The 13,939-nt window shown below is 40.5% G+C and carries 6 protein-coding genes; all 6 read left to right on the top strand.

The window, feature by feature from the left end:
* The first annotated feature begins 51 nt into the window (after window positions 1-51).
* The 6 genes from ACQ65V_RS14735 (at window position 52) to bshB1 (ending at window position 13,891) form a co-directional block, all read left to right on the top strand.
* The gene (locus ACQ65V_RS14735; RefSeq protein ID WP_155089622.1) at window positions 52-240 is read left to right on the top strand and encodes a hypothetical protein; all 189 of its coding nucleotides are present in this window, start codon (window positions 52-54) and stop codon (window positions 238-240) included.
* Window positions 241-494: 254 nt separating this feature from the next.
* The gene (locus ACQ65V_RS14730) at window positions 495-1,901 is read left to right on the top strand and encodes an MATE family efflux transporter (RefSeq protein ID WP_430468513.1); all 1,407 of its coding nucleotides are present in this window, start codon (window positions 495-497) and stop codon (window positions 1,899-1,901) included.
* A gap of 201 nt (window positions 1,902-2,102) precedes the next feature.
* Complete coding sequence (locus ACQ65V_RS14725) at window positions 2,103-11,021, top strand: LamG-like jellyroll fold domain-containing protein (protein ID WP_430468512.1); 8,919 nt, start codon at window positions 2,103-2,105, stop codon at window positions 11,019-11,021.
* Window positions 11,022-11,198: 177 nt separating this feature from the next.
* Complete coding sequence (locus tag ACQ65V_RS14720) at window positions 11,199-11,966, top strand: T9SS type A sorting domain-containing protein (protein WP_430468511.1); 768 nt, start codon at window positions 11,199-11,201, stop codon at window positions 11,964-11,966.
* 49 nt (window positions 11,967-12,015) lie between these two features.
* Window positions 12,016-13,164, top strand: coding sequence for a trans-sulfuration enzyme family protein (locus ACQ65V_RS14715; RefSeq protein ID WP_412560470.1), 1,149 nt, complete (start codon window positions 12,016-12,018; stop codon window positions 13,162-13,164).
* 4 nt (window positions 13,165-13,168) lie between these two features.
* Window positions 13,169-13,891 (top strand): bacillithiol biosynthesis deacetylase BshB1, encoded by a 723-nt coding sequence (bshB1, locus tag ACQ65V_RS14710; protein ID WP_430468510.1) that lies wholly within the window; start codon window positions 13,169-13,171, stop codon window positions 13,889-13,891.
* The last annotated feature ends 48 nt before the right edge of the window (window positions 13,892-13,939 follow it).

Raw genomic sequence — 13,939 nt, 5'->3', positions numbered from 1 at the left:
AAACAATAAATGAATTTTTCATAACTTGAGGGTTTAAACCAACTCTTTAAAATGAATTACTTCAAAAAATTAGGAACTGCAAATTTATTTATGCTATTCTTATGTGCAGTTATAGTTCTTGTTGCTGAATATTTGTTTCTAACCGGAGATCAAATGCATGGATTATTTGTTGGCCTTTGGGCACCAACATTATTAGGTGTTATGATTTATTTAAAACTTGTGGATCATGGCGGGAAATGATATTGTATTTTGGTTTTCTGTTATAGTTATAGTATTAGTTGCATTATGGGCTATTCTTATGATTCGTGCTTATAATAAAGCGAGTCGAAACGATTAAATTATTGAACACATAGTTTTTTAAAAAATAATGCGCATATTTGTGTCATTATGATTGCATAATAAACCCATCTCGGAAAAATTATCACTACTTCATGTGATGTCAGTTGTTAAACAAAACTTTTGTTTAGCTATGTCTTACTTTTTATGAAATAATTATGCAATCCAATAAAATTTCAATAAAACAATTTCTCAGGTATTTAAGAATCGCAGTTTCTGGCAAGGAACAAGATTTTACTTCTGGTAGTATTCGCAAAGCTGTATTTATGCTATCCATTCCAATGATTTTGGAAATGCTTATGGAGTCTATTTTTGCCATAGTAGATATTTTTTATGTCTCGCAAGTCAGTGTTAATGCTGTTGCTACAATTGGCCTAACCGAATCTGTAATTACATTGGTTTATGCCGTTGCCATTGGTTTAAGTATGGCAGCAACGGCAATTGTTGCAAGGCGCATTGGCGAAAAGGATAGGGAAGGAGCATCACAAGCTGCTGTTCAGGTCATTGGTCTTGGGATTTTTGTAGCTGCCATTATTAGTATAATAGGTATGTGTTACCCAAAGGAAATATTAGGACTTATGGGAGGTGAGGTTGACCTGATAGAAGAAGGTTACGGTTATACTCAGGTGTTATTGGGTGGAAACGTTACAATTATGCTTCTGTTCTTAATCAATGCCATTTTTAGAGGTGCTGGTGATGCCTCAATTGCCATGTGGGCATTGGTGTTGTCTAATGGATTGAACATCATTTTAGACCCAATGTTTATTTTTGGTTTTGGGCCAATCCCAGCTTACGGAGTTGAGGGTGCTGCTATAGCAACGACTATTGGTAGAGGAACAGCTGTTGTATTTCAGTTGTTAGTTCTATTTTATGGCTGGAGTAAAATTAAAGTCAGATTTAAGGATTTAGTGCTTCGAGTTGCTGTAATGTTCAATCTCATAAAAGTATCACTTGGTGGTATTGGTCAATTTTTAATTGGGACATCATCATGGGTGTTTTTAATGCGAATAATGAGTGAATTTGGCAGTGAAGTGCTTGCTGGCTATACCATAGCTATTCGTGTAATGATGTTTACCTTAATGCCTGCTTGGGGAATGAGCAATGCTGCCGCAACTTTGGTAGGTCAGAATTTAGGGGCTTTAAAACCACAACGTGCTGAGGATTCTGTTTGGAAAACTGGAAAGTACAGCGCCATTTTTATGGGCTTGGTTTCTGTTGTCTATCTCATATTTGCGCCAGAAATTATTTCGTGGTTTACACAAGAAATAGAGGTCATTAAAAATGGAGCACTCTGCCTCAGAATCATTGCTGCTGGATATGTGTTTTATGGTTACGGTATGGTAATCATTAATGCGTTCAATGGTGCTGGTGATACAAAAACACCAACATGGATAAACTTTATCTGTTTTTGGATGTTGCAATTGCCTTTTGCCTACCTCATGGCATTGACTTTTGATTTTGGACCAGTAGGTGTCTTTCTGGCGATAACTTTAGCTGAAGTCTTAATAACAGTCATTGGTATTCTCTGGTTTAAAAAAGGATATTGGAAAATGGTCAATGTCTAGAGTTATAAAAACCCTTCTTTGCACTCTAAATTATTGAAAATCAACCGTAAAAGGGTATTTTGGTAGTTTGTCGATTATATTGTTCTTTCATCTAAAATTAAGCTAATTTAGATGTATCCCCTGATTAGTAGCTAGAATAACATTTTTAATGGTTTAATTTTTAAAATTAAACCTGTAATCTTTCATTAATTTGGAAATGATATGGGTAAGCTACGTCTTGCAATTATTGTAATTGCAATTATGTTTTACGGAAACATAAATTTATATGCCCAATCAGGCATTTTTGAGAGCTTTGCTATCATAGATAGTGGTTTTGGTAATAACTACTATGATTTAAATCCACATACCCAGACACCCAATTTTGATTTTAATGGAACAAATCTTGGAACTTTTCAAAGTACAGACACCTTTATACTAAATGGTGGGCAAAATAATATTTTTAAGTGTGGCTCTGATGATGTTACTTCAGGTTGGTTACATTACAGAATTTATCCTTCAGGTAGTCCTTCAGGCACTTTTTTATCAATTGACTTAAGTTCAAATGTTCAGAATTTCCCTGGTGCTGCCTGTGGCGGAACTGGCGATAATCAATCTTGGAGTACTACAAATGCTAATATTAATGTTTTGTCAGGATTAACTTCAGGAGTTGATTATACAATTGAAGTTTATACTACTGCAGATTTTTCTGTTGGTGGAACACCTAATCCTTTTCCTCATACGGTTAATAATGGAGGTGCTAATTTTAGTGCTACATTTAGAGTGGATAATCCGCCCACAGCATCTTGTACAAATTATACTGCACAATTAGATAACTCTGGAAATGCTTCCATAACAGCTACAAACGTAGATGGTGGTAGTTCCGATGATTTCGGGATTACAAGTATGACGGTTTCGCCAAATACGTTTAATTGTTCGAATATAGGTTCTAATACAGTTACACTAACGGTTACGGATACAAACGGACAAACAGATACCTGCACCGCAACAGTTACTGTAGAAGACAATATTGACCCAACCACACCAACCTTGGCAGACGTCACGGGCGAATGCTTGGCCACGGCCACGGCACCGACCACAACGGACAACTGTTCGGGAACATTAACAGGAACCACGACGGATCCACTGACGTACAGCACACAGGGCACCTATGTCATCAATTGGACCTTTGACGATGGTAATGGTAACACCATAGTCGTCCCACAGACGGTCATCGTGGATGACGTCACCGATCCAACAACACCGACACTGGCAGATGTGACAGGCGAATGTTCGGCCACGGCTACGGCACCGACCACAACGGACAACTGTTCGGGAACACTAACAGGAACCACGACGGATCCACTGACGTACAGCACACAGGGCACCTATGTCATCAACTGGACCTTCGACGACGGCAATGGTAACACCATAGTCGTTCCACAGACGGTCATCGTGGATGACGTCACCGATCCAACCACACCAACTTTAGCGGACGTGACAGGTGAATGTTCGGCGACAGCTACAGCACCGACCACGACGGACAACTGTTCGGGAACATTAACAGGAACAACAACCGACCCACTAACGTACAGCACACAAGGCACCTATGTCATCAACTGGACTTTTGACGACGGCAATGGTAACACCATAGTCGTCCCACAGACGGTCATCGTGGATGACGTCACCGATCCAACCACACCAACTTTAGCGGACGTGACAGGTGAATGCTCGGCCACTGCCACGGCACCGACCACAACGGACAACTGTTCGGGAACATTGACGGGAACCACGACGGATCCACTGACCTACAACACACAGGGCACCTATGTCATCAACTGGACCTTTGACGATGGTAATGGTAACACCATAGTCGTCCCACAGAACGTGATCGTGGACGACGTTACCGATCCAACCACACCAACTTTAGCGGACGTGACAGGTGAATGTTCGGCGACAGCTACAGCACCGACCACGACGGACAACTGTTCGGGAACACTAACAGGAACCACGACGGATCCACTGACGTACAGCACACAGGGCACCTATGTCATCAACTGGACCTTCGACGACGGCAATGGTAACACCATAGTCGTTCCACAGACGGTCATCGTGGATGACGTCACCGATCCAACCACACCAACTTTAGCGGACGTGACAGGTGAATGTTCGGCGACAGCTACAGCACCGACCACGACGGACAACTGTTCGGGAACATTAACAGGAACAACAACCGACCCACTAACGTACAGCACACAAGGCACCTATGTCATCAACTGGACTTTTGACGACGGCAATGGTAACACCATAGTCGTCCCACAGACGGTCATCGTGGATGACGTCACCGATCCAACCACACCAACTTTAGCGGACGTGACAGGTGAATGCTCGGCCACTGCCACGGCACCGACCACAACGGACAACTGTTCGGGAACATTGACGGGAACCACGACGGATCCACTGACCTACAACACACAGGGCACCTATGTCATCAACTGGACCTTTGACGATGGTAATGGTAACACCATAGTCGTCCCACAGAACGTGATCGTGGACGACGTTACCGATCCAACCACACCAACTTTAGCGGACGTGACAGGTGAATGTTCGGCGACAGCTACAGCACCGACCACGACGGACAACTGTTCGGGAACATTAACAGGAACAACAACCGACCCACTAACGTACAGCACACAAGGCACCTATGTCATCAACTGGACCTTTGACGATGGTAATGGTAACACCATAGTCGTCCCACAGAACGTGATCGTGGACGACGTTACCGATCCAACCACACCAACTTTAGCGGACGTGACAGGTGAATGTTCGGCGACAGCTACAGCACCGACCACGACGGACAACTGTTCGGGAACATTAACAGGAACAACAACCGACCCACTAACGTACAGCACACAAGGCATCTATGTCATCAACTGGACCTTTGACGATGGCAACGGCAACAGTATCACAGTGCCACAGAATGTGATCGTGGACGATGTCACCGATCCAACCACACCGACACTGGCAGACGTGACAGGTGAATGCTCGGCCACTGCCACGGCACCGACCACAACGGACAACTGTTCGGGAACATTGACGGGAACCACGACAGATCCACTGACCTACAATACACAGGGCACCTATGTCATCAACTGGACCTTTGACGATGGTAATGGTAACACCATAGTCGTCCCACAGAACGTGATCGTGGACGATGTCACCGATCCAGCGACACCGACACTGGCAGATGTCACAGGCGAATGCTCGGCCACGGCCACGGCACCGACCACGACGGACAACTGTTCGGGAACATTGACGGGAACCACGACCGATCCATTAACCTACAGCACACAGGGCACCTTTGTCATCAACTGGACCTTCGACGACGGTAATGGTAACACCATAGTCGTCCCACAGAACGTGATCGTGGACGATGTTACCGATCCGACCACACCAACTTTAGCGGACGTGACAGGTGAATGCTCGGCCACGGCCACGGCACCGACCACCACGGACAACTGTTCGGGAACATTGACGGGAACCACGACCGATCCACTGACGTACAGCACACAGGGCACCTTTGTCATCAACTGGACCTTCGACGATGGCAATGGAAACACCATAGTCGTTCCACAGAACGTGATCGTGGACGATGTCACCGATCCAGCGACACCGACACTGGCAGATGTCACAGGCGAATGCTCGGCCACGGCCACGGCACCGACCACGTCGGACAACTGTTCGGGAACCCTAACGGGAACCACGACCGATCCACTGACCTACAGCACACAGGGAACCTATGTCATCAACTGGACCTTTGACGACGGCAATGGCAACAGTATCACAGTGCCACAGAACTTGATCGTGGACGATGTCACCGATCCAACCACACCAACTTTAGCGGACGTGACAGGTGAATGCTCGGCCACGGCCACGGCACCGACCACCACGGACAACTGTTCGGGAACCCTAACGGGAACCACGACCGATCCACTGACGTACAGCACACAGGGCACCTTTGTCATTAATTGGACCTTTGATGATGGCAACGGCAACAGTATCATAGTCCCACAGAACGTGATCGTGGATGACGTTACCGATCCAGCGACACCGACACTGGCAGATGTGACAGGCGAATGTTCGGCAACCGCCACGGCACCGACCACCACGGATAACTGTTCGGGAACCCTAATGGGAACCACGACCGATCCACTGACGTACAGCACACAGGGCACCTTTGTCATCAACTGGACCTTCGACGATGGCAATGGAAACACCATAGTCGTTCCACAGAACGTGATCGTGGACGATGTCACCGATCCAACCACACCAACCTTGGCAGATGTCACAGGCGAATGCTCGGCCACGGCCACGGCACCGACCACCACGGACAACTGTTCGGGAACCCTAACGGGAACCACGACCGATCCATTGACCTACAACACACAGGGAACCTATGTCATCAACTGGACCTTTGACGACGGCAATGGCAACAGTATCATAGTTCCGCAGAACGTGATCGTAGATGACGTTACCGATCCCGTAACACCTAACCTTCCAATAATTACTGGTCAATGTAGTGCTACAGTTCCAATACCAAGTACAACAGATGGATGTACAGGTACTATTACAGGAACAACCAGCGACCCGTTGACCTATAACACCCAAGGATCTTATGCTGTAAATTGGACATTCGATGATGGTAATGGAAATGTAACTAATGTGGTTCAAAATGTAGTAGTGGATGATACGATAGATCCAATAGCTGTGTGCCAAGACTTAACAATTCAATTAGATGATACGACTGGAACAGCTACGATAATTGGATCACAGTTAGATAATGGTTCTTCTGATAATTGTGGACTTGTAAATTTTTCACTATCACAAAGTATATTTGATTGCACTGATATAGGAACCAATATAGTAGTCTTAACTGTAGATGATGGCAACGGTAATACAGATACTTGCACTGCGACAGTGACAGTAACAAGCCCAAATATTGATGGAGGTACAGCTTTAGGATATTTAAATAATACCGAAACTGCTGCTGATTCGGATAATATTATAGAAGTTACGGCCTGTCCTGACGAACCACAAAATGCCACAATTAATTTATCAGGTCATTCAGGAAGTGTTGCTTTTTGGCAGACTTCAACTAATGGAGGTGTAATTTGGTCTGATGTTGCAAATACGACCACATCTTTTTACTATGCTAATATCTTGGAAACTACATTGGTAAGAGCTGTTGTTCAAATAGGTTCGTGCCAAGCCACATCATCGATAGTTGTTGTTGCAGTAGTCCCACCAGATGTTCCGCCTACTATTATTGGGCCATCGGAATATACTATTTGCTTAGGTGAGGCTATTACTGTAGAGGCAGAAAGTTCTTTTTCGGTCAATACAGAATTGAATAACGGAGGGCAATTTAATCAAGCCAATTTACCAGGATGGTTGGTAGATGGTGCAGACGGAGTTAGTGGCTGGAATGCTTCGGGTAGTAATACCAGTCCAACACCTTGGAGAGGTATAAGTAATGGTAACGGTAACAATAGTAGTAATATTACTGAAGGGGTACGTTATAAAAACCAAGGTGGAGGCAAATTTGCCATAACTTATGGTGATTTTAATGGCGCAGACCCATCACCTCCTGTAACAACTTTAGAAACTGCAGTATTCAATACCTTAGGATTGACAAATGCAAGTATTGATTTTCAATCTGCATACTATTTACAGTCTGGAGCATCAGGAATCGTTGAGCTGTCAGTTGATGGTGGGGCTACTTATCCTGTAACATTAATGAGTTTCAATGGACCAGGGGATTCAGGTGGGTTTGTTAATCAAGGTAACGGAGGAAATAATGTTCCAACAGTAAACTTACAGGATGGAATCCATTCGGTTTCATTAGACTTATCAGATTATGTTGGCCTTACGGATCTTCGTGTAAGATTCATATTTACCTCAACAGTAGGAAGTTCTTGGGCAATTGACGGAATTACCTTGCCACAAGCTCCAGTTGACGAAGTCATAGAATGGGAAGATGGCACTGGAACTGTGGTAACAACTGGCTCATCAACAACTATAACACCAGTAACGCCAGGTATTCAGACTTATGGTGTTACTTCGTTGATCAATGGCTGTAGAGCGGATGGTCCGGAGGGAACAGAATTTATTGATGTTAATGCGACATTGGCTTATGCAGGCGAGGACATTGCACAAATTATAGGAGAGTGTGGAGAAGATGTGGAATTAAATGCTTACGATAATAATTTAACTGCAGCTCAGAATATTGCTAATGGTGTTAGTAATGCAGCTGTCTTTACAACAGGTACTTACCCTGGTACTGCAGCAGCTGGCGTATGGTCTGCAAATCTCATATCAAGCTGTGGTGGTAATTATTCTTTTTCAGACTTAGGAAGTCCGAGTTCTAAATTCTCAGCAGATCCTGGTACTTATGAAGTGACATGGACAATACCTTCAATAAATTGTTCTGATACTATGATTGTAACCATTGAAAGTTGTCCGACAATAGACTTTGATGGTACTAACGATTATATAACTTTTAAGGACAATTACGACTTGTCAAACGAATTCAGTATTGAAGTTTGGGTTAAACCAGAATCAGTCACAGGTACCCAAACACTATTTTCTAAACGAGACGCTAATGATTTAACTTCTGGTTATGATTTAAGATTAACAGGAGCTACAGTGCAATTTAATTGGAATTCAACGGAAACAATTCAGTCTTCTTATCCAATTTCTATCGATAGATGGTATCACATTGCGGTTACTAATGATAGCGGTAATTATCGATTGTATATTGATGGTATAGAGGTGAGTTCTCCAGTTGCTGGTATAGCTCCAACAACCAATGCAATGGCTAGTATTGTTGGTGCAATGGATCAAAATAATAATCCACCAAATAAACCTGTAAATTATTACAACGGTTGGATGGATGAACTTAGAATTTGGAGCACAGCATTAACCCAGGACCAGATTAGACAAATGATGAACCAAGAAATAGATGATAATACTTTGGTACGAGGTGCTGTTGTTCCATTAGATATTACAGGTTTGCCTTGGGCAGACTTAGAAGGTTATTACCGTATGGATGTTCTTTGTGGTAAGTTAGTAGCTTATAAAGGTTTAACAGGTCTTCTTAGAAATATGGACTCAGCACAGCAGGAAACAGCGCCAATACCTTATACTTCTAGAGTTGATGGGCAAGAGTGGGCTACAGATAACACTTGGACAAATTTTAATGTTTGGGATGCGCCTAATAGTATAGGTGTGGATAACACAACACCTATTGATTGGAATATTGTAGAGACCTCTCATGATATATTTTCAGGTGATAAGGATATTACAGTTTTAGGCTTAATATCTGATACTGCAAATAAGGAACTTGAGATAAGAGATCCTTCAACACCAAATAACCAGACCAATGATGGGCAAATGTTAAGAGTGACCCATTACTTAGAACTTGATGGAAATATTAAGCTTGTTGGGCAATCACAATTGCTTCAAGATTTTGGTAGTGTACTTGCAACTACTAGTGCTGGTAGCTTAGAGCGACACCAACAGGGGACATTGAATGAAAATAATTATAATTACTTGTCAGCTCCTGTCGGTACTCTTAATACTTCTTCTAATAATGTGGCTTATACAGTGCCTTCTGTCCTTAGGGACGGAACAAATGCGAATAACATAAGCACTATAACCTTTAATGATGGAGCAATAGACCCATCAGGTACTGCAGGAAATCTTACGATGGCTGGATACTGGTTGTGGTACTATAACAACAGGAATGATGTTGAGGATGAACAAACAAATTACGATGCTTGGCAATATTTGGGTTCAAGTACACCTATTGATGTTGGCTTAGGCTATACAATGAAGGGCAGTGGTTTGGTAAGTGCTTTTGGCGAACAGAATTGGGCTTTTGTTGGTAAACCAAACAATGGAGATAATATTAATTTTAATATTAATGCAGATCATCAAACCTTATTAGGTAACCCTTATCCTTCGGCTTTAGATTCCCATAAATTTATTGACGATAATATACCAGGTTCTGGAACTGGTGCAATTGACGGGACATTATATTTCTGGGAACATTACCCAGAAAACCAAACGCACTTTTTAGAAGAGTATGAAGGTGGTTATGCTACGTTAACTAAGTTGGGTAGCGTACCTGCGGCTGTAATCTCATCGTTGATTTCTGGTAACACAACGGCAAACCCTAAACGTCCGGGAAGATATATACCTGTGGCACAAGGATTTTTTGTTCAAGCTCCAGAGTTTGGAAGTGGTGTCAGAACAATTAACTTTAATAACAGTCAGCGTATTTTTTACAGAGAAGGTGTTGATTTAGAAACACCAAGTGGAGATGATTCTGTATTCCTTAGGAATAATTCAGACACCGTTTCTGCATCAAGTAGTCAAAATGATAATGAACAAATTATTAGAAGTATAAGATTCTTCTTTAATTCTCAAGGATATTCAAGAGAGTTGTTATTAGGGTTTACAAGTGATAATGACGCTACCGATGGTGTAGATTTTGGTTATGATGCAGGACGTTATGATGTTATGTTAGATGATATATCTTGGAAGATTGAAGATAGAGATTTTGTTATACAAGGAGTAGGGGAATATGATAGCTCAAAAATTTACCCATTGTATATAACGGTTGCTAATGATGGTGAGATTGTTTTAGAAGCAAACGAAATAGAAAATTTTGAAAATGATATAGATGTGTTTTTATATGATAGTGTATTAAACTCTTATACCAGTATAAAAAATGTTGAGCATACATTTAATCTTAGTCCAGGTGAATATGTCGATCGCTTCTATATTGTATTTGAATCTCAAGCGCTGAACATAGAAGAAAATGATACAAAATCTTTAGGTTTATATTATTTAGAGAATACTAATGAGATTTATGTAAATTGGATCAATACAAATGATATTGTACAGATAGAGTTGTTCAATATATTAGGACAGTCGGTTAAACTTTGGGATGATATTTCATCGGAAAGTAATACGGAGTTAAGAATTCCTGTAATCGAAGTTCCTCATGGTGCGTATGTTGTAAAGCTGAAGTTAAAAAGCGGGTCTATAGTAAGTAGAAAAGTTATTATTAAGCAATAATATCTCAGTAATCACCTTATACAGAAGCGACCGATTAGGTCGCTTTTTTGTTGCATATCTGGCTTTAATTGTTAATAAAAAATGTATTTCGTCGATAAAATAATGTATTTCATAGATTTTATAACTTAGTTTGGTTATATTGGCCTCTTAAGATTTTTATCATTTAACCCAAATCAAATGAAAAAAACTACGTGCCTACTTGTATTAATTTGTGCAACCTTCTTTATTGATCTATCTGCACAAGATATACAGCGAATTTATTTGAATTTTGAAACCAGTACAGGGTTTCAACGGCAGCTATTGTTAGGATTTACCCCAGATAATGCTGCTACTGACGGTTACGATTACGGATACGATGGAGGTACTTTTAATAATTTTGCGGATGATTTTGGTTGGATAATAGAAGGCAATAGCTATGTTATACAAGGTGTAGGTGAATTTGATACCAATAAATATTACCCCTTGGGTATGTTTTTAACTAATTCTGGAGATGTTACAGTTTCCCTTGCTGAGCTAAATAATTTTGAAGAAGAAGTAGATGTATACCTTTATGATGTAGAATTAGACTCCTATGCGTTATTAAATGCTTCAAATTTTACTCAAAATTTACAAGCAGATAATTATATAGATCGATTTTACATTACCTTTTCGACTACTGCTCACTTAGATATTAATAGTAATCTTTTGTCTGTAGAAGATAATGAGATTTATCCTGTCAACATATGGTATTCAAAATCAAATAATGAGCTACACTTAAGTGGAAATTTTAACAACACTAACGCTTTACTTTCTTTATATAGCTTAGAAGGAAAGAAAATTATTAAAGAAAAAATGTCTACAGAAGAACATACTTTAAATACGTCAGAAATCTCTAACGGTATCTATATCGTAAAAATTGATTCCGACACATTTTCATATTCTACAAAAGTTTGTATTGCCAACTAAGTGAGTAGTTAAGCATTTTCATTAATTTTAGCACTTAAAAATTAATGGAATGTCGAAATCTAAATTAGGTTTAAATACCATTTGTACACACGTAGGAGAAATTAAGGACGAACAATTTAAAGGTTCTGTCTCACCAATATATTTAAGTTCGTCTTACGAATTTTTTGATGTAGATGTAAAACGTTATCCACGTTACTTTAATACACCAAATCAAGAATACTTATCAAAGAAAGTAGCTGCATTAGAACATACGGAATCCGCAATGATATTTGGGTCTGGTATGGCAGCAATTAGTACCATGTTCTTAGCATTTTTGCAAAAGGGAGACCATTTGGTGGTGCAGAATACGTTGTATGGAGGCACGGTAAACTTTATAAAGGAAGAATTTCCAAAGTATGGTATAGAATATACCTTTACCAATGGCTATAAAGTTGAAGATTTTGAAGCTGCTATTCAAAAAAACACAAAATTGATTCATATTGAAACGCCTTCAAATCCATTATTAACAATAACAGATATAAAAGCTGTTGCTAAGTTGGGTAAATCAAAAAATATATTAACCTCAATAGACAATACCTTTGCTTCCTCGGTGAATCAGAATCCGATTGATTTTGGGGTTGATATGGTGATGCATTCCGCAACGAAATATTTTGGAGGGCATAGTGATATTTGTGCTGGTGCGGTAGCGAGTTCCGCAGAACATATTGAACGTATTTGGAACGTAGGTAAAAATTTAGGCGGAAGCTTAAGTGACATGACGGTTTGGATGTTAGAGCGTAGTATGAAAACCTTAGGACTACGTGTAAAAGCACAAACTAAGAATGCCATGAAAATGGCTAAATGGTTAAATAAACATCCAAAAGTCAGTAAAGTTTATTATCCTGGATTAAAATCCCATCCTGAACATAAATTGGCAAAATCGCAAATGAAAGGTTTTGGTGCCATGCTTTCTTTTGAATTGACAGATGATTTGGATTCGAAACGATTTCAGGAGGAACTAAAATTGATTAAGTCCTCAATGAGTTTGGCAGGAATTGAAAGCACTATGCTGTCACCACACCTCACATCTCATGCACTATTGAGTCAAGATGAACGTGATCGAGTCGGTATCAGTGACCAGCTGATTCGTTTTTCTGTGGGAATAGAAGAGGTAAAGGATTTAAAGAGGGATATAAATAATGCTTTAGATAAAATTTAAATTGATGAAACTAGACATATTAGCTATTGGATCGCATCCTGATGATGTGGAATTGGGTTGCGGTGCAACACTGGCGAAAGAAGTTGCCAATGGAAAAAAAGTTGGCATTATAGATCTAACCAGAGGTGAATTAGGTACGCGTGGTACAGCAGAAACTCGTGACGAGGAAGCGTTTAATTCAGCGAAAATACTAGGTGTACATGCCAGAACCAATATGCGTTTTGCTGATGGATTCTTTAAAAATGATAAAGAGCATCAAATTGAAATGATTAAAATGATTCGTTTTTACCGACCTGAAATTGTAATCTGCAATGCTATTGATGACAGGCATATAGATCATGGAAAAGGTAGTCAATTAGTTAGTGATGCCTGTTTTTTAAGTGGCTTGAGAAAAATTGAGACCGTACACAAAGATGAAAGTTCTATACAGGAAGCTTGGAGACCAAAAACCGTATACCATTATATACAATGGAGAGATATTGAGCCAGATATTGTTGTAGATGTTTCGGGCTTTATGGATAAAAAAATGGAATCTGTTTTGGCATACAAGACTCAGTTCTTTGATCCTAAAAGTGGTGAGCCAGAAACACCCATTTCTAGTAAAAACTTTACGGATAGTATAGAATACAGAGCTCGAAACTTCGGTAGACTTGTCGGAGTTGAGCATGCAGAAGGCTTTACGGTTGAGCGCTACCCTGCAGTAGATAGTTTATTTGATTTAAAATAAGTTAATAAAACACTTTGTAGAAAAATGTAAATAATTTACATTTGCAGT

The sequence above is a fragment of the Winogradskyella ouciana genome (assembly GCF_965284585.1).
Taxonomy (GTDB): domain Bacteria; phylum Bacteroidota; class Bacteroidia; order Flavobacteriales; family Flavobacteriaceae; genus Winogradskyella; species Winogradskyella ouciana.
Note: the sequence above shows the minus strand (reverse complement) of the source record. Positions and strands in the feature narration are given on the sequence as shown.